16 protein-coding genes are annotated in these 17,407 nt (G+C 52.1%); all 16 read right to left on the reverse strand.

Annotation, left to right across the window (positions count from 1 at the left end):
* Positions 1 to 27 precede the first annotated feature (27 nt).
* The 16 genes from ACULM0_RS01070 to ACULM0_RS01145 all read right to left on the reverse strand — a co-directional run bounded on the left by ACULM0_RS01070 (position 28) and on the right by ACULM0_RS01145 (position 17,393).
* Positions 28 to 1,455, reverse strand: coding sequence for a PP2C family protein-serine/threonine phosphatase (locus tag ACULM0_RS01070; RefSeq protein ID WP_463678608.1), 1,428 nt, complete (start codon positions 1,453 to 1,455; stop codon positions 28 to 30).
* Positions 1,456 to 1,550: 95 nt separating this feature from the next.
* Positions 1,551 to 1,862, reverse strand: a complete 312-nt coding sequence (locus ACULM0_RS01075; protein WP_463678609.1) for an STAS domain-containing protein — start codon at positions 1,860 to 1,862, stop codon at positions 1,551 to 1,553.
* An 11-nt stretch (positions 1,863 to 1,873) separates the two neighbouring features.
* Entirely contained in the window at positions 1,874 to 3,571 is a 1,698-nt protein-coding gene (locus ACULM0_RS01080; protein ID WP_463678610.1) for a methyl-accepting chemotaxis protein, read from the reverse strand.
* Between the two features lie 11 nt (positions 3,572 to 3,582).
* The gene (locus ACULM0_RS01085; protein ID WP_463678611.1) at positions 3,583 to 3,990 is read right to left on the reverse strand and encodes an ATP-binding protein; all 408 of its coding nucleotides are present in this window, start codon (positions 3,988 to 3,990) and stop codon (positions 3,583 to 3,585) included.
* An 80-nt stretch (positions 3,991 to 4,070) separates the two neighbouring features.
* Entirely contained in the window at positions 4,071 to 4,961 is an 891-nt protein-coding gene (locus ACULM0_RS01090) for a DMT family transporter (RefSeq protein WP_463678612.1), read from the reverse strand.
* Positions 4,962 to 5,008: 47 nt separating this feature from the next.
* On the reverse strand, positions 5,009 to 5,212 hold the full coding sequence (locus ACULM0_RS01095) for a hypothetical protein (RefSeq protein WP_463678613.1): 204 nt from the start codon (positions 5,210 to 5,212) through the stop codon (positions 5,009 to 5,011).
* A gap of 25 nt (positions 5,213 to 5,237) precedes the next feature.
* Entirely contained in the window at positions 5,238 to 5,816 is a 579-nt protein-coding gene (locus tag ACULM0_RS01100) for an NUDIX hydrolase (protein WP_463678614.1), read from the reverse strand.
* 59 nt (positions 5,817 to 5,875) lie between these two features.
* The gene (locus ACULM0_RS01105) at positions 5,876 to 7,372 is read right to left on the reverse strand and encodes a hypothetical protein (RefSeq protein ID WP_463678615.1); all 1,497 of its coding nucleotides are present in this window, start codon (positions 7,370 to 7,372) and stop codon (positions 5,876 to 5,878) included.
* Positions 7,353 to 8,294 carry a PstS family phosphate ABC transporter substrate-binding protein gene (locus ACULM0_RS01110; protein ID WP_463678616.1) on the reverse strand — a complete coding sequence of 314 codons (942 nt, stop codon included), beginning with the start codon at positions 8,292 to 8,294 and terminating at the stop codon, positions 7,353 to 7,355. Before ACULM0_RS01110 ends, ACULM0_RS01105 begins: the two co-directional genes overlap by 20 nt.
* A 96-nt stretch (positions 8,295 to 8,390) precedes the next feature.
* On the reverse strand, positions 8,391 to 8,594 hold the full coding sequence (locus ACULM0_RS01115; protein WP_463678617.1) for a hypothetical protein: 204 nt from the start codon (positions 8,592 to 8,594) through the stop codon (positions 8,391 to 8,393).
* 290 nt (positions 8,595 to 8,884) lie between these two features.
* On the reverse strand, positions 8,885 to 9,856 hold the full coding sequence (locus tag ACULM0_RS01120) for an IS91 family transposase (protein ID WP_463678618.1): 972 nt from the start codon (positions 9,854 to 9,856) through the stop codon (positions 8,885 to 8,887).
* A 135-nt stretch (positions 9,857 to 9,991) separates the two neighbouring features.
* Positions 9,992 to 11,869, reverse strand: coding sequence for a molecular chaperone HtpG (htpG, locus tag ACULM0_RS01125; protein WP_463678619.1), 1,878 nt, complete (start codon positions 11,867 to 11,869; stop codon positions 9,992 to 9,994).
* Positions 11,870 to 11,991: 122 nt separating this feature from the next.
* Positions 11,992 to 13,152 carry a CHAD domain-containing protein gene (locus ACULM0_RS01130; protein ID WP_463678620.1) on the reverse strand — a complete coding sequence of 387 codons (1,161 nt, stop codon included), beginning with the start codon at positions 13,150 to 13,152 and terminating at the stop codon, positions 11,992 to 11,994.
* A 155-nt stretch (positions 13,153 to 13,307) separates the two neighbouring features.
* A complete protein-coding gene (locus ACULM0_RS01135) occupies positions 13,308 to 14,795 on the reverse strand; it encodes an alanine/glycine:cation symporter family protein (protein WP_463678621.1) in 1,488 nt (495 codons plus the stop codon).
* A 119-nt stretch (positions 14,796 to 14,914) separates the two neighbouring features.
* Complete coding sequence (locus ACULM0_RS01140; RefSeq protein ID WP_463678622.1) at positions 14,915 to 15,685, reverse strand: dimethylarginine dimethylaminohydrolase family protein; 771 nt, start codon at positions 15,683 to 15,685, stop codon at positions 14,915 to 14,917.
* A 28-nt stretch (positions 15,686 to 15,713) separates the two neighbouring features.
* Complete coding sequence (locus ACULM0_RS01145; RefSeq protein ID WP_463678623.1) at positions 15,714 to 17,393, reverse strand: M20/M25/M40 family metallo-hydrolase; 1,680 nt, start codon at positions 17,391 to 17,393, stop codon at positions 15,714 to 15,716.
* Between the last annotated feature and the right edge of the window lie 14 nt (positions 17,394 to 17,407).

The following is a 17,407-nucleotide window of genomic DNA, read 5'->3' on the forward strand; positions in this document are numbered from 1 at the left end:
ACTCCCCAGGGAGTTAACGCGTCTTTGCTACGTTTTTAGAAAGCTCAACAGACACATGGCAATGTCATCGTTCATCTCGTTAGAACCGGTCATATGCGCTAGGATGCGCTGGAGGTAGGCCCTCCCCTTCGGAGGCTCCATCATCATAAGCTTTTCCAACCGCGCCTCCATCTCATCGTATCCACGTACTGCATTTTCGACCAAGCCATCGGTGTATAGCAGGAGGTGCTTGTAGGTATCCATCCGATAGCGTTCATAGGTGTAGGGAAAGCTAGACTGCACACCGAGCAGGAGGTTGTTTGACGCGAGGCTGCCCACCTGGTCTTCTGTATCGATGTACTTTACATCGGGATGACCTGCGTTAATATAGTCGATCCTTCCCTCCTGCGTGTTGATCTCGAGAAAAACACCCGTGACAAACTTGCTACCCACAGCATCCTCACGATTAAAGTCCACCACCATCTGATTGACCTCTTTCACGGATTGAGAAAGATCGTAGAACCGGGAATAGTCCTGGAACATCGTGATCAGCTTCAACCCGATCATCGTCGAAGAGGCCCCGTGACCCATCACATCGATCAGCGCCAAACGGTAGACGCCTTCACTGTGTTTTTCGAAACTAATAAAGTCACCGCCCAGGTAGTTGTAGGCCTTGATTTCCGAAACGAAGGCAACCGTATCGTCACCATAGGGCGCCGGTTGCATGCTCAAGACAATATCTTTGGCCAGGCGAACTTCATCTCCCAGCTGATGCATATGCAGGCGCTCACGCTCCACGGAACGACCGATTTTCAAAAAACTAATGATCTGCTGTTGTTCGTCCACCACAGGTGTGATCGTCGACTCCTCGTAGATCAGTTGTCCATCCCGTCTCTTGTTGATAAAAACCCCTTCCCACACTTTGCCGCTCTCGATAGTCTCCCAAAGTTCCCGGTAGAAATCATCTCCGTGGGCACCACTGCGGATCAACTGGGGACTAGCACCTACCAATTCGAAAAAATTGTATCCCGTGATGCGCTCGAAGTAATCATTGGCATAAAGAATCGACCCCTCGAGGTCGGTGATGACGATGGAATTCTGGGCTTTCGAAAATATATTTTGTAACATGGTGTTCTCGATCCTGTGTTTGTGCTCGTTGATGACCACGTTCAGCGCACGGAGCAATTCCTTGAGCGTACTATCGTGGCGAAGAACGAAACTAGCACCGGCGTTTAGGTACACGTCGACCGCTTCACCCGGTGTCGACTGGATGAGGATGATCCGTTGGAAACGCCCGCTATAGCGAGAGAGATCCTCTTCGACAAGATCAGTCTCCGTAAGAAAAAAGGTCCCTCGCTCTTCTCCGGTATAGGGTCTGAGCGGTTCTTCCATGCTGATTTCCGAAACCAAAGAAAGAAAATGCGGGTTGTTTAAATGGTAGTACAAGCTCGTTTTGCTCGGCTGAAAGGCGCTCATGATCGACTCCTTTAGATACGTTCTATGTTCACTTAGTATACCATATCGAGCAAATCTCCTGCACAAAAAAAATCCACCGCGAGGTGGATTCTGCACTAATGCATTTGATGCGCTACGGTCAAGATTGTGTCGAGTTTCGTGATGGTCATCACCCTTTGCACCGCCTCGTTTGGGTTGGCCACGGTCATCTCTAGCTTCCGTTCTTTTAGAAATTTGTAGATGGAAATCAGTACGCCGATGCCCGTACTATCTAGAAACTCTACCTTCTTCAGATCGATTCGCACAGGTTGTCTGTTCGTCTCGAGTGCTCTTTTGATGGCGTTTTTCACTTCATCGGAATTGCTCATGATCAGGCGACCCTCGAGATGGATCACCAGCACATCATCCGTTTGTTCAGTACGTACCATTTTGAGCCTCCTTATCCTTCTACCTTGAATACTTTCACCATCTCGGCAAGGGCCTTGACGTCGTCCACCAAGGCTTCGTTCAGATCGTTCACCGAGATGAGCGTTGCGTGCTGCTCCTCTGTTGCGGCCGTGACCTCTTGAGAACTCGCAGCATTGCCCTGAAGTGCTCCGTCCGTCTGTAAGATGGCGGCGCGTATGCCAGTGGTTCTCTCGCGAATGATCTCGGCCATCTTCTCCAGATTCTGGCTGAGTCTCTTCGTGATCGCCGACTGTTCCACGATCGTGGCGAGTGCCGTTTCTGCCCCCTTGATATTCTTTACCTGGTGGAGGACCTCTTCTTCGTTGAATGCCATGGAGTTGACGGTAGCAGTGGTTTCTGATTCGATGTTCTCAATCAGGCTAACGATTCTGGCCGCTGCACCACTCGAGTCTTCCGCAAGTTTCCGGATTTCCTCTGCCACCACGGCAAAACCGCGTCCAGCTTCCCCGGCCCTGGCCGATTCAATCGAAGCGTTGAGCGCAAGCAGATTGGTCTGGGATGAGATATCCTCGATCACTTTCACCATTTGTCCAATCTGCTGGGACCGCTCGATGAGCTTGTTGATTGCATCCGTGGCAAACTGTACGGTTTTCGAGATTTCATCGAGGCTCCGCACAGCAGCTTCCATAGAGGTTCTTCCTGTGATCGCCGATGCGTGCGAAGCATCGATTGCCGAAGTGGTCTCCCGGACCATCTCCTGCAAATCGTCACCCACGCCTGAAAGATCCTCCGAGGCGCTGTTGATTGCATGCATCTCGTGGGTAATGCCATCGGTGTTCATGGCAATTTCCTCTACTGTGCCCGTGATCTCCTCGGAGGCGATGGAGACTTCATTGAGCGACTGCTTCACTATATCCGAGCGCTGGGTAACAGCTTCGGATTTATCATTGATACTCTTGATGATCCGCTGTACCTCGGCGGTCATGTCATTGACCGCCACGGTGAGCAAACCCAGTTCATCCTGGCTCTCGTGAGCAACACGCGGGGTGAGATCGCCGGCAGAGACAAGGTTCATCACATCGACAATCTGATAGATGGGCCTGACGATAATCCTGTTCAACACGTAGAAGACCAAGAGCAAGATCACGAGCGTCAGTCCATTCACGATGTTATTGATCAACGCGATCTGATCTTCGATTTCCTGCAGTTGTTGGTTCAAAGTCTCCACGTGTGCACGTTCGATTTCCGCCAGTTCGAAAAGACCTGACTTCACCAGGCTGACCGCTGGCATGGTTTCCTCTATGAAAAGTCTTTCCGCTCTGTCGATTTCACCGGCTTTGAACAGATCCAGTACCTCGTGAGCCGTTTCGTGTACTTCGATATGCGGGGCCTCGATACGCTGGTAAAGCGCTCGGTTGCGTTCCTCCGGTGTATAGGCATAGTACCAGGTGCCCAGTCCGCAGGTTTCGTATGTAGAAAGCTCTTCTAATGCCACGCCGCTATCGAACATCTCGTAGATCGAGAGCACGTACTCCTCGTGGTCGACAATTTTTTCTGTCAAGAACACTTCGAACTCGTAGGCTTCGATGACCTCGTGACTGATTTGGTCTCTCTGTGTTTCCAGGTAATGGGCCACTAGGATATTGGCAATCATCATGACGGCAATTACGGTAAAGGCCAAGAAAAATTTAAACTTCAATGATTTGGTGAAAGCTATCTTTCTCTCCATAGGATTCCTCCCTATATGTGTTTTCTGATGACGTAGGCTTTGCAACCATCGTCTTCTGTCCGCGTGGCAAAATAATCAGTGAGCAACTCAACCATCATCAGCCCCCTGCCCTCTTCAAGCAACAAATCGTTGGGATCGTCGCCAGGTCGTTTGTCACGGTCGATTCCCCGCCCGCGGTCGACCACTACTGCCTCGAGATACGCAGGTGCCTCGTGTACCGTGACGTGAATGGCCTTTGTACAGACCCCGGGGTTGTTTTCCATCTCCGCGATGCTGTTGATCAAAAGCTCGTGGGTGGCGATGAACAGGTCCATGCCGGCCTCCGCCGGTTTTAAGCTTCGACAAAAGGCTTCGAGTCTCCGATCGAAGGTTTCTAGTGAATCGCGACCCGGAATGAACATCGCATCAAAGGCTGGCATCGCATACCTCCTCCCTTTTCTGGTGGCTCAAACAATGAATACCCCTTTGTACTCATTTCACACGCAAAGTATCGTGAACATCATTTTTCTTCGAGGGTGAGTGCTGCCCCCATCAGGCGTTCGATGGGTCTGAGCTCCGTGATCACCGTGGCTGTCAGGATCAGGATGGCCCCGAGCACACCGCGATCGCTCAATCGCTCGCCCAAGATCAAGTAGGTGATTCCCGCACCGAAAACAGGCTCCAGTATGAAGATCAGCGCTGTGTGCGTAGGTGACGTGATCTGCTGAGCATAGCTCTGCCCCACGAAACCACCGGCCGTGCAAAAGATGGCAAGGAACAAGACAACTCCCCATCCCGTGAAGGAGACGGGGAAAGCTGCTGTTTCCACCATTAGTCCGATCCCTAGACTGTAGAGACCGGCGAAAAACAGCTGCCAACTACCCAGTACGATGGGGTCGTGTCCCCTGGCCACTGTTCCCATCATCAGCATGTGGACGGAGAAGGTCAGGGCGCACATCATGGCGAGCATGTCGCCTAGGTTGAAGGAGAGGCTGGTGACTCCCGTCAAGAGGACCACGCCGGTCATCGCGATCACCGCGCCCAACCAAGCGCTCTTCTCGGGTGGCTGCCTCGTGATAAAGACCGAGAGCATCGGTACGAAGATCACCGTCAGGTTGATCAGAAAACTGGCCGCGGAAACCGATGTGTAGAGGAGGCTGAAGGTCTGCAGGGCAAAAGTGGCGGCAAGGAGCAAGCCGAAGATGGCAGACAGTTTGAGCGTCGCGGGATCTGGACGCTTCAGGCGCTTGCCAAAAACGAACCAGAGGGAGAAAAAGCCGATACCGAAGCGCAACACCGATAGCATCATGGGGCTCACTTCACCGAGCCCGATCTTGGTGAAGACATAGGACGCCCCCCAGAAAAAGGTCATCATCACCAGGAGAAGATCCGCTTTCAACTGTTTATTCATTCCCAACACCCCTTCAAGTAATCATGACGGTCCAAAGACCGCCATGATTAATCTTCTCGCTTTTCCTTCGCCCGATCGATCCACTGCTTGGCCTTTCTCGTTCCCCTGGCAGCTAGGACCGCCACTAGCCGGGCCTTGTGATAGGCGCTCTTCGCCTCGTGTATGGCGATGGGTTTCAATAGTTCCTTGATGGACTCATCACCTGTAGGTTCCTTTTCGCCGTCTTTGACCGGCGGTTTGCGATCCGTCATGGGTGGCCTTCCTTTCTATTACTCATCATTTTTGACGCGCGTTGCTGAGCCCTCGAGCCCTGCCGATCATCTTGTGATAAATCTTGAGGATCTCAGGTTCGTTGCTATAGAGGTCGAGAGCCTCGATGGGGATCCACTGCACCCCATGGGTCTCCTCATGGTTGACCGTCAGCGGCTCATCTGGATCGGCCAGCAGTAGGTAGGCCGCGTTCAAGTGCAGGTGGGCCGGTACGTATCGGCCCTTTTTGTGGTGGGGTGGTACGGGTAGAATATCGAGGGAGGCGATCTCCTCCGTGAGAACATCGATACGCAGGGCACCCGTCTCTTCCCTGGCCTCTTGGATCGCTAGGCCCAGAAGATCCGTCTGACCATCGGTGTGTCCTCCGGTCCAGGTCCAGGTATCGTAAATCCGGTGGTGGATCATCAAAAGGTGCTCGAGCGCCGGATCGAAAATCAGGCCAGAAGACGTCAAATGGTAGAGATGGTGCTTGCGGTCCAAACACCGATCGCCCAGGGTCTCCAGATGCTCCAGAATGACCTCTTTTTCGACAGCTTCCTCCGCCGTCGATGGCCGGTAGCCACGGATTTGCTCAAGATAGTGCATCCACTCCACTCCTTCCATTGCCACCAGTCTATCAGAAAGGGGCAGCGTTGAAAAGGTTGTCACTGGGAGAGGAACTTCAACTGATCGACCCCCACCTCTTGAAAAGTCACGTGAAACCTCAGGCTCGTTCTACCGCCACCTTGTACTTCCACGGCTTCGGTGGCCACATTGATCTCGCTTCCGCCCAGACCCAGGCTCATACCGTGCACCAGATCCTGTGCCGTCACCTCCTCCGTAACGCGCGCCATTTCCATCTCTCTCTCGAGCGCAGGTAGGAGGTGGTCGCGGATCACGAGGTCCGGATCGACAAAGAGGTCTTCGATGAGCAGGCGTTCCCCCTGTTCATCGTAAATCCTGTAAAGGGCATGGGACTCCCAGGTGGTCCCATCGTAGAGGTCGATGTTGCGGTTCAAGCTCAGGAAGGGCCCCCAGTAATTCATCCACAGGTAGTGGTGGTAGGAGGCTTCACCTGAGACCGAAGGCGCACGGTCGATCAGCCGGGCCAACAGCGCCTCATCCAGTTCGAGGAGTTCTTCAACCTCCTGTGCCACAGGAGACGGCAGGGGTTCAGGATAGCGCGCCTCAACATACAGGGTGACACCCTCCCGGGTTTCACTCCGCACAGCACCCCCCATCTCGCCTGAGTCCCGAACGATGAGCTCGGGGACCAGGGGTGATTCCGCACTGAAAAGAGAGGGTCTTGGGGAGAAAAAGGCATCGATCAAGGTCAGCTCTCGCGAGATCTCGTCATAGGGAATCTGCAGGTAAGCCGGATGAAAGCCGGTGGCATAGTCGGGGTGATAGCCCGTGGCAAAGGCCGGTGTGCGGTGATCGAAGACCAGCGTCAACCCCGTCCTTCCGAGGTAGAAGGTTTGATCTGGCGCGATGCCATCGAAGCGTCCGGCCAGTCGCAGACGATCACCATACCAGTAGAAACCATCGCCGGCCTTCTCTTCGTAAGCTGCGTCTTCTTTCAGACGTTCGTTGATCCGCTGGTTGAAGTAGGCAAGCACCCTTTCAAGATCGTTCTCAAATAGGTCGACTAACTGCAACAACTCACCCGAAGACATATCAAAGGTCTCGGCGATGAGTTCGCTCACGTAGCGATCCCCCTCGAATCCCATCTCATGATTGAAAATCAGAGACATAAGCCCATTGTGGTTGAAACTCTCGTTCATGTACAGGTTTTCACTGACGGGCTCTTCTCCTTCTCCAACAAAGACACGGATCCCGCGGTAGGCGGGTACACCCGCTTCTCCTAGCGCATCGTAGGTCGCGTCGATCCTTTGCCGGATCTGAGAAGTCATCTCCTTAGATGCCAGCCCCTCCATGCCCTCCATGCGGGAGCGATAACCGTTTTCCGTGGGTTGTTCGTTGTAAACGAAGGTCACGGGATTGGGGTATAAAATCTCTAGGGTCTGAGGGGCGTCTACCGCTGGTGTCTCGACGGAGGGAAGCGGCGGGATCTCTTCTGCTGGCGGCCTCTGTCCTGTGCTACAACCGGCGAGCAAGAGGATCAGTAGAAGGCCCAAGCCTCTAAGGTGTGACGCGTACATAACCGGCCTCCTCCACCAGGTTCTGTCCTCCTTCGGTCAAGAGCCAGTTCACGATCTGCCGGACAGGCGAATCACTCGTTTCTTCTGCCCTGAAGACAGCGTAGTAGTGGGTAGTAAATGGATAGGCTCCAGAGGTAAAATGGTCCGGCGAAGGAATCACCCCGTCTACCGCGAGTAGCTTGACCTCGTCACGCTGCCACATATCCGTGGCAAAGTAATAGTAAGAGTATCCGAGGGCGCCGCTCTCAGGTCGGAAGGTCGCCACGGCATCGATCAACATCCCCATCTCGGCCACGATCTGGTCGAGCGGTGGCTCCTCTGGTGTTTCGCCCCTCATCACGAGATCAAGAAAACCGGTCTGACTTCCCGAGTTCTCCGGTCGCTGGAAAGCCACGATCGGTAGATCCTGTCCACCCACCTCGGACCAATTGGTGATCGCGCCTGTGTAGATACCGCGAATCTCTTCTTGGCTCAGGCTGTCGATGGCTAGATCGGAGCGTGCGAGGAAGATAAAGCCTTCGGCTGTGATGGGGACGATCTCCAAAGTCACGTCATTGGCCTCGGCCAGTTGTCTTTCCTCATCAGAGGGGGATGTGACGAAGATCAGGTCCCGTTCTCCTTCGATCAGGTTCACATAGGCTCCGTGGGTCTTGGCGTGCAGGACGTACTGACGCGCTTCCTCGATCTCCATATCGAGGAGGGTGGCGGTCAACCGTTCGTTCAGTGGGATCGTGACTGTTGAGCCGTCGATCCGCGGATAGGTCTCCACAGTAAAGGAAGGATGTACTGCAGGAAGCGGCTCCTCTGCTTGCCCGGCTGGTTCTTCCGCCGGTTCTTTTGGTTCCGCAGGCCCGCCCGCACAAGCGGTCGACAGCAGCGTCATGACAAGTAAAAACAGGATTACGATACGTCTTGTGTTCAAGTCAAACACCTCCACACCATATGTACCCCTTCCCTCAGAACAAAACCGCCTTCGGCGGCAATAAATCAAAACCTACACGGTGATTAGACTATTCATTTAGTCTATGGGTACCATAAGCCCATTGCACTTGACACACAGTGCAGTGGGTTTCCCCTTTTCATCGCAGTTTTCTGGTGTAGACATTTCGTAGACGATATCTGCATCGATTCCTTCTTCATAGCCACAACGTTTGCATCGAAACTGAACATACTCAACTGGTGCATCTGCTCCGAATGGGATGGTGTATTCTCGTTCATCCATTTCTCTTCACTCCTCGATGGTATAGTAAGACAATTCTCTGTTACATCATAAATCAATCCATACTTCGGATGCCATATCTCCCATAATTCCATCACATGCTTACATTTCTTACAACGCATCGGATCTTTTGAAAAGTTTTGAATGAGTCTTTGGCGATAACTCATTTTCGATGCTCTTTTATTCCACCAGCTTTTGTTTGTATAATAGGTCCGCTGGTAGCCACTTTTGATATATTGCTGTAAACCATACATCCTTTTCCTCGTCAAAGCAGTTCTACCTGAATAGATTCCCTAGCGCCTGACTAACTTCTGATTTTTCATTGGGATATGTTGAACGAGTTTGCCCATGAATGTATGGATGCTTTCTGTGACCTCTTCTCGTTTTTCGCTCTTATGATCAATATACCAATACCTGATTTCTCTCTCAGTGACCCCCATGATGCGGTGTTCTGCCATGGCTGGTCGTGCCAAGTAGCGCCCAATATACTGGGCGCTCTTCTTGGCACTTTTCATTTTCCCCTCTGCATAAACATAAAATCCGTCTTTGTATCGTTTGAAATAGCCATTGTACTCTCGACTTTTATGGGGATTTTTCTTGATCATGTATTGGATAAGCTTATATTGCCAGATCTTTCGAAAACTCGTGTAGTTGAAATAGTTCAGTTCACCTATTTCATCGCCTTTCATCTTTATCTCAGGGATCAATGCATGTACATGTGGATTGTATTTTAAATCACGACCAAAGGTATGAACCACGCTGATCATACCAGTTTGCCACAGTAAACCTTTTTGCTTACGTCGTTTTCTTCTGTCATATGCTTCGCGATTTTTTCCATTCACCCTGTTGATGGTTTCCTCAACGACTTCCCACGCCAAGACTTGCAAATCCTTTAAGCAGTCCTTGTTATAGAAAAAGTGCGCTCTGAATTCCTCAGGTATGGTGAATACACAATGGCGATGGATCACATCTAGCAGTTTAGACTGCTGCCTATCGCTCCATTCATCACTATATCTCTTTCCACAACTATTACAAAACCTACTTTTACAGGTGAATCCAATTATCTTTTCTTCGGCGCAATGGGTACACTTATATTTGATATACCCTCCTTTTGGATCTCCACATTCGATCATCTTCTTCACTTGAGATTGAATCTGCTCTCGTTGCGACTCTGGAAACTTATGGGCATTTTCTTTCCAGAAGTCTGCAAAGTGATCCCTGAAGATATCTTTTATTCTGTATTTGGCATCAACAGTTGTTTTCATAGTATCAGTTTATCTTTCCTCTCTACTGATGCCAACTACTTATTCTCATTTCATCCACATCTCTTTGCGCATGCTATTTCCTAAGCTATGAAAAAAGCCGCCCGAAGGCGGCTGTAAGACAATTTTAATTTCGGATCAGACCATGACTTCACAGATGGCATTGGCAAAGGCCACCGGATCTTCGACGGGAAGTCCCTCGATCATCAGGGACTGGTTGTAGAGAAGCATCGTGTAGCGCTCGAATTTCCCCTCATCCTCTCCGTGGGCTTTCTCGAGAGCCGTGAAGATCGGGTGCTTGGTGTTGAGTTCCAGCACCTTATCCGCTGTCACACCGCCGCCGTCAGGCATCTGCTTGAGGATTTTTTCCATCTCGATGGAAAGGTCGCCCTCGTTTGTCAGACAGACGGGGTGGCTTTTCAGGCGTTTGGAGACGCGGACGTCTTTGACCTTGTCGCCGAGGATTGCCTTCATGGCCTCGAAAAGGTCTTCATGCGCTGCCTTTTCCTCTTCGGTGACTTCTTCTTCGAAGGGTTCACCCAGATCACCGCTGGATACAGAGCGGAACTCCTTGTCCATGAAGGTACCGAGCATCTTGATGGAGAACTCGTCTACCTCGTCGGTGAAGTAGAGGATCTCGTATCCCTTGTCCTTGACCTTTTCTGTCTGCGGCATACGATCGATGCGTCCGATCTCTTCACCGGAGGCATAGTAGATGTAGGGCTGATCGTCGGCCATGCGATCGACGTACTCTGCGAGGGTGACCAGTGCTTCCTCTGAGGAGGAATAGAAGAGCAGGAGATCCTTGAGGAAATCGCCGTGCTGTCCGAAATCGCTGTAGACGCCGTACTTCAGCTGACGACCGAAGGACTCGTAGAAGGTCTTGTATTTGTCGCGGTCCTTCTCAAGCATCCGCTCGAGCTCGTTTTTGATCTTGGTCTTGAGGTTCTTTGCGATGAACTTCAGCTGACGATCGTGCTGTAGCATCTCACGGGAGATGTTGAGCGACAGATCTTCTGAATCCACCATTCCCTTGACGAAACTGAAGTAATCGGGCAGGAGGTCGCCGCATTTTTCCATGATCATGACGCCGGCCGAGTAAAGTTCCAGCCCCTTCTCGTACTCCTTGGTGTAGTAATCGTAGGGCGTGCGCGAGGGAACGTACAGGATGGAGTTGTAGCGCACCGATCCGTCCACCTTGATGTGCATGTGGGCGAGCGGATCGTCAAAACCATAGTGCTTCTCGTGGTAAAAGTTGACGTAATCTTCATCTTTCAGCTCGTTCTTGTTCTTGCGCCAGAGGGGCACCATACTGTTGAGGACCTCGGTTTCTCTGTAGGCCTCTGTGGCCCCCTCTTCATCGCCCTCCACAGGGCGATGCTTCTCTACCTCCATACGGATGGGGTAGCGGACGAAGTCTGAGTACTTCTTGACGATGCGCTTCAGCTCATGTTCCTGGAGGAACTGGTCGTAGGTAACCTCGTCAGCGTTTTCCTTCAGATGCAGGGTGATCGTGGTCCCCACGTCTTCCTTCTCGTGGGGTTCTATGGTATAGCCCTCGGCTCCCTCCGACTCCCACTTGTAGGCCTGGTCGCTCCCGTGGGCTCTAGAGATCACCGTCACGCGGTCGGCCACCATGAAGGCGGAGTAAAATCCTACGCCAAACTGACCGATGATGTCATAACCGTCCTTGGCCAGGTTGTCCTTTTTGAAATTGAGCGAACCACTCTTGGCGATAACGCCCAGGTTCTCCTCGAGCTCTTCTGCGTTCATGCCGATGCCCGTGTCGGAAATCGTCAGCGTCCGCGTCTCATTATCTACGGTGATGTCGATGTGGTAATCTTCTTGGTTGAACTGGATCGACGCATCCGTGAGCGCTTTGTAGTACATTTTATCGATTGCATCGCTCGCATTGGAGATCAGCTCTCGCAAGAAAATCTCAGGGTGCGTGTAGATGCTGTTGATCATCAGATCCAGCAGACGCTTGGATTCCGTCTGAAATGCCTTCTTTGTCATCCTCATCTCTCCCTTTTCTCGTTACTGTTCACGTTTCTTATTAGCACTCATCAATATTGAGTGCTAAACCACTACTATGATACGACATCTGCGGTGGTCCTGTCAATGGAAAATCCGCTATCCTACAGATGATAGCGGACCCAAAACAATCCGAAGGTCGTTTCGATTTCGATGTTCTTTCTCGCGCTCTTGAGTGCATCCCTGATCGTCCTCCGCTCCTTTTTCTTTAGTTGAGCCGTGGCGAGAAACTGCTGGAGGTCATGCCACTCGCCGTAGAGATCCTGCAGACCTTTCAAAACCTCTATCATCTTAGCCCGGTGGCGGCTGCGGACGAGCGATGACTCGACGGCGTAGCGTAGGTGCTTGATCATCACGCGGCGCTCATGCCAGGATTCTTCCGCCAGGATCGCTTTCGGATCGAGACGCTCAAGTGCTTGTGCCAAGGGGATCAGTTGTGCCTGTTCGATCGCCTCTCTTAGGTCCTTCTCTGAAATTCTGAGTTCCTGAAGAAGCTTGGAGGCTCTCTTCTCCTCCTTCCTTTTGTTTTTTTTCATGCCGGCCAGTCGCTTTGGTCCGAGGTAGGCACGGGCTAAGGCGAGATTTACCGCGGCCTCCCGCGCAGGTTCGAGTGCTCTGGACAGCCTTTTGAGGGGACGGATTATCTCTCCATCGCACTTGGTGGCCCCGAGAACGGCGCGCAAGCGACGGCAGGCCACGCGTAGATCGTGGACCCGGTCACCATCTAGTGTTGAGCCTTGCATCTGAGCCAAGCCCTCCAAGGTATCGTTCAAGTACTGCCGGCACCGACGGGGATCCCCAAGAACAGGTCCTTCTAGGAACAGAGCTCTCTCCGCCCGAAGGAGCCGGTAGGGATTGTGGTCATCGAGGGTGCCTGCCTCCCGCTGCGCAAGGCAATCGGCATCTTTCAAGGCCTCGTCCATCTCAGCATGGAGGCGGTCTTTCTTGGTGTGATATCGGATGGCCGAAGCAATGGCATCGATTGTTTCTTGTTCAAGGCCAAGGGCACTCAGTTGATGGCGAGCGATCTTTGCACTGCGTTGACTGTGTCCTTGGTCCTCCCCGCTGTAACGTCCCATGTCGTGAAGCCATGCGGCCATCTGTAACTGGTCGCGATCGAGGTGACGACGGACGGCAAGGATATCGCAAAATCGCACGACGGCCAGTACATGTGCTCTTTCTTCCGCCATTAGATCGGAGGGTAATTTTCTAATTTCAGCCATGGCGGTTATCGCCACGTCTTCGATGATCTTCTTATCGATCATAGGATCACCTCTCTCCATTTGTTCATATTTACCCCGAAACGGCCGGTTCAAAGCGTCTCATCGCGCCAAGCGGCAAGAGACATGATTCTTCTCGCCAACGACAGAAGACCAGGCATCCCCACCAAGAGACACCTGATCTTTGCTTTTTTTGTTTATTACGATTCCACGGGCTCCGCCTCACTGCGAAGGGTGTTCTTTTTTTCAGGACGCTCTTCATAGAAGACTTCAAAGTCCGGATCCACCGTTCCGATGCCCATGTACCTGGCTTTATAATCCTTGAGCAGATCGGAGAACTTCGGACTGAGGATGGCCAGGGCCACGACATTGGCGAAAATCGGAAGCGCCGTCGACATGTCGGAAAAGAGCCAGACCGTTGTCCCGGGGAAGGCGAAGTATACGGCGATCATCACGAGCGCTAAACCCGGTAAGGGATAAGTCCATTTGTAGATGGAGAGAATACGTTCCTTGGCCTTTGACTCACCGATCAAATAGCGGACCACGACTTCCATCTGGGCATAAAGGCCGCTGGCAGTCGTGATACCAAAGAAGAAGGTACCGATGGCCAGAATGATTCTTCCGAAAGAGCCGATGCCTGTTTCGAAAGCCGTCAAGGTCAGTTCTGCTCCTGATAGACCGGAGTTCCATTCTCCCGTGACGATGATGACAAGCGCTGTGATCGTACAAATGAACAGGGTGTCAACGGTCACTTCGAATATGCCCAAGATCCCCTGTTTCACTGGGTGGGCTACTTTAGCAGAGGCGTGGACCATAGGGGCGGAGCCCCAACCGGCTTCGTTTGAGAAAACGGAGCGCGCCATCCCTGTTTTAATCGCGTGACTGAAGGCAGCCCCACCAAAACCACCGATTGCTGCAGTGCCCGTAAAAGCGCTCCCGAAGATCAGTCCGAAGCTCTCTGGAACCAGCTGGATGTTCTTTGCGATGATAAAGAGTCCGGCTCCAAGGTAGAAAACAATCATAAAGGGGACGACAAATTCCGCGATACGTCCTAGTCCTTTCAAACCACCTGAGATCAGTAGGTAGAGAATGATCGTAAAGGCAATGGCCACGGGAATCATGTTGAAATCAAAGGTAGTGGCGATGGCTTCGGAAACGGTATAGATCTGAATGTTGATGAAAAAACCCACTAGGAAGCCGAAGGCAAAAAGGGCGCTGAGGGCTTTGAAAACACCGTGCATTTTTTTCTGTAGACCGATGCCTTTTTTCATGTAGTAGTTAGGTCCACCGTAGGCTGAACCGTCCTTATTATGCGATCGGTAGTGCACAGCCAATGAAATCTCGCTCATCTTGATGATCGTGCCGAGAAGACCGGCTACCCACATCCAGAAGATTGCACCGGGACCTCCAATGGCGATGGCCGCGGCGACACCCCCGATGTTCCCGACCCCTACGGTTGTCCCCAGGGCAATGCTCATCGCTTGAAAAGACGAAATCACACCCGCATCTGTATTTTTTCCTGAGGGCATAATGGCCTTGGTCGCTTCACCAAATGCGTGTTTCACAAATCGAAACTGAAAGAATCCATTTTTCACGGTGAGAAAAATTCCGATTGCCAAGATCGTGACGACCAAGGGAGTCCCCCAAAGAATTTCCCAAACGATAAATTCTACTGTTGCTTGAGTCATGATATCCTCCTTTTGCTTGTCTCCACCCTAAGGACCCCTCTTTGGGTCATCGGTGGATGCGTAAGCTGACGCAGTTGCTTGATCCCTTTCTTGCACGCCCCCACGTGCACACCCACTTGCTAGAATCTCAAGGACAGACAACTGAGTCCGCCATCGAGTTTGCGATACTCCGATGTATCCACTACGACCACATCGTATCCAAGCGCTCTGATCTTCTCCTCGGTTTTCGGATAACCAGCGGGAACGATCACATGATCATTGACCCAAATGCAATTGCAGGCATAAGCCTCGTCTTCCGGCACCACTATCTTATGGAAGCTCTCGAACTGATCGGCTGTGATGAATTCTCCACCGACAAGGAGATGGTTGTTCTCCAGATAGGCAAGACCCGTTTTAAGGTGTAGCATCTCCTTCATCTCCACCGCTTCACCGGTCATGCCGAACGTCTCGAGAATCTTGATGAACTGGTCGATGCCCTCTTGGTTGGTTCTCTCCGAAAGTCCAATGTAGAAATGGTCACCCACCATCATCACGTCGCCCCCGTCTAGGGTACCGGGTGACTCAATGCTTGCGATCTTCTCTTTTGAGTAGAAGCCTTCGATCGCCGTGCGGATGTACTCCTTCTCTTCGTTTCTCGATGCTGCCCCTGGATTCGTTATGATCGCACAGTGGTCCGTACACACGGCTACATCCTCTACAAAGCAGGAATCTGGATAGGACGTAAGTGCCTCGAGGACAAGCACCTCTACGCCACATTGTTTCAAAGCCTCGATGTATCGATCGTGTTGAGCCAAGGCTAGCTCGTAGTCGGGTTTACCGAGTTCAGGGGCCGATGTGATTCCTTCGATCATGGACTTGGCCGGACGTCTGACGATGGTCTGTTTAAACATAGTTTCCTCCTTCATTCTCGCCTCCCCTTCAATGGGGGGCCTTGTCGAGTAGTTTTTCTATCGCTAACAGAACAAGTGACGGTGTTCGATGAAAGGCATCTTCTTTCAAGACACGCTCGCTGATCTTGTGAAAATCCTTTCCCCAGGGACCGATGTTGATACAGGGCATGGCGTTCTTTGCGATGCTGGCAAAGGGAAGGAAATACTGTCCACCGTACAAAGGCATCTGCTGTGCCACGTTTTTCTCAAGAAGATCCACCTGAGGTGTTTCGAGAGAGGCGTAGCTTAGATCGGAGATGCCCGTGAAGTAAGCCTCTAGTTCGTAGGACTGTTGAAAGTGGTCCCTTGCATAGGCGTCGATCTTTTTGTACAGGCTTTCGATTCCCTGGCGATCATCCTGTCGATCCAAGTAGGAGACGCTCGGGTAGTAGGGTGGCTGGACCCCGATCACAACCAAGGGGATTTGCACACCGATTGCATCGACCAGCGTATCGACCAGTGTCCACGTGGCCTTTGCATAGTCTGTGTCTCCCGCGATCAATCCTCGCTCGGCCTCACGCAAGGCCTCTTCATAGACATGGACAAAGGCCCCACCGTGCAGCTGCTCACCCTCACAGAGCAAGCCGGAAAAAGTCATCACACGAGGGGACCACTTTTCGTAAGGAAGCACCCGCCCTGTCTTCTTCGCATAAAGACCGATCGCAGCATGGACCGCTTTGCCTTTCGTCTCTGTGGCCTGCTTGGCTATGTCCACCAGCTGTTGCAGGAGTTGACCGGGCTCATTGGTCAGTGACAAAACAGAGAGGCATCCATAGGCCGACAGCGGCATGGAGACATCGTACTGGCCTTTGCTATCGCGAAGCATCAACCAAGTGGGTGGTGGCGCCATTTCGCCGACCTCCGGTCGTTCGTCGCTAAGCGCGGGGTTCATCTCGGTTCGCGTGACGATTTCAGAGAGTATTTGAAGGGGATTAAAACCTTCCGGACTTTTTCCCGCGTGCGCGAGAACACCCCTGACATAGACAAAGGGTAAGGTCTTGCCGACAGATCCACCGGACACAATGCCGATGCCCTCATTTTTTCGCTGGTGCGGTTCTGTGTTCAACAGGCATTTGAATCGTAATCCATGCTTCTCTTTCAATTGATCGAGCAAGAGAATGGCCGAGCGCATGCCGGCCGACGTATTCTCCTCATCGGGAACAGCGATCATGATCACATTACCTGTGAAGTGAGCCAGTTCAGCGATCTTCTTCATGAGCACCATTTGAATGGCCCCACCGGCTTTCATGTCCGCCGTACCTCGACCGAACAGCCATTGACCGCTTTCGAGGTCTTCCCTGGCCTCAGGACTCAATACCTGTGGGCTACGAGCGAGTTGGGACATCAGAGCTTTCGGTTCAAAGGCAAGGGCTTTGTACTCGAGAAAGTCCTCGACGCCGACCACGTCGTAATGGTGAACCATCACGACAGTATCGGGGCCGTCCCCCTTGATCATTGCCCATGCTACCTTCCGCTCTAATGGATCTCCTGAGACCTCGAACAATCCTAGCAGGTCGGGATTCGCCTGAAAATAGGACTGGGATCGTAAGTACTCATGGACGAACTGAGCCGCAGCACTTTCCCTACGGGTTCCTGTTTGAGAGGGAATCGCTACGTAGGCAAGGAGTAACGTTTCGATCTCCAGGGCATCGATTTGAATCCCATCCATATCGTTATCCTTCT

It is taken from the genome of Halotolerantifilum yawarlongkerapense, from assembly GCF_054506745.1.

What these genes read in the sequence shown, in the direction of transcription:
- ACULM0_RS01070 (WP_463678608.1), bottom strand. Translation starts at nt 1,455, where the DNA reads ATGAGCGCCTTTCAGCCGAGCAAAACGAGCTTGTACTACCATTTAAAC.
- ACULM0_RS01075 (WP_463678609.1), bottom strand. Translation starts at nt 1,862, where the DNA reads ATGGTACGTACTGAACAAACGGATGATGTGCTGGTGATCCATCTCGAG.
- ACULM0_RS01080 (WP_463678610.1), bottom strand. Translation starts at nt 3,571, where the DNA reads ATGGAGAGAAAGATAGCTTTCACCAAATCATTGAAGTTTAAATTTTTC.
- ACULM0_RS01085 (WP_463678611.1), bottom strand. Translation starts at nt 3,990, where the DNA reads ATGCCAGCCTTTGATGCGATGTTCATTCCGGGTCGCGATTCACTAGAA.
- ACULM0_RS01090 (WP_463678612.1), bottom strand. Translation starts at nt 4,961, where the DNA reads ATGAATAAACAGTTGAAAGCGGATCTTCTCCTGGTGATGATGACCTTT.
- ACULM0_RS01095 (WP_463678613.1), bottom strand. Translation starts at nt 5,212, where the DNA reads ATGACGGATCGCAAACCGCCGGTCAAAGACGGCGAAAAGGAACCTACA.
- ACULM0_RS01100 (WP_463678614.1), bottom strand. Translation starts at nt 5,816, where the DNA reads ATGCACTATCTTGAGCAAATCCGTGGCTACCGGCCATCGACGGCGGAG.
- ACULM0_RS01105 (WP_463678615.1), bottom strand. Translation starts at nt 7,372, where the DNA reads ATGTACGCGTCACACCTTAGAGGCTTGGGCCTTCTACTGATCCTCTTG.
- ACULM0_RS01115 (WP_463678617.1), bottom strand. Translation starts at nt 8,594, where the DNA reads ATGGATGAACGAGAATACACCATCCCATTCGGAGCAGATGCACCAGTT.
- ACULM0_RS01120 (WP_463678618.1), bottom strand. Translation starts at nt 9,856, where the DNA reads ATGAAAACAACTGTTGATGCCAAATACAGAATAAAAGATATCTTCAGG.
- htpG (WP_463678619.1), bottom strand. Translation starts at nt 11,869, where the DNA reads ATGACAAAGAAGGCATTTCAGACGGAATCCAAGCGTCTGCTGGATCTG.
- ACULM0_RS01130 (WP_463678620.1), bottom strand. Translation starts at nt 13,152, where the DNA reads ATGATCGATAAGAAGATCATCGAAGACGTGGCGATAACCGCCATGGCT.
- ACULM0_RS01135 (WP_463678621.1), bottom strand. Translation starts at nt 14,795, where the DNA reads ATGACTCAAGCAACAGTAGAATTTATCGTTTGGGAAATTCTTTGGGGG.
- ACULM0_RS01140 (WP_463678622.1), bottom strand. Translation starts at nt 15,685, where the DNA reads ATGTTTAAACAGACCATCGTCAGACGTCCGGCCAAGTCCATGATCGAA.
- ACULM0_RS01145 (WP_463678623.1), bottom strand. Translation starts at nt 17,393, where the DNA reads ATGGATGGGATTCAAATCGATGCCCTGGAGATCGAAACGTTACTCCTT.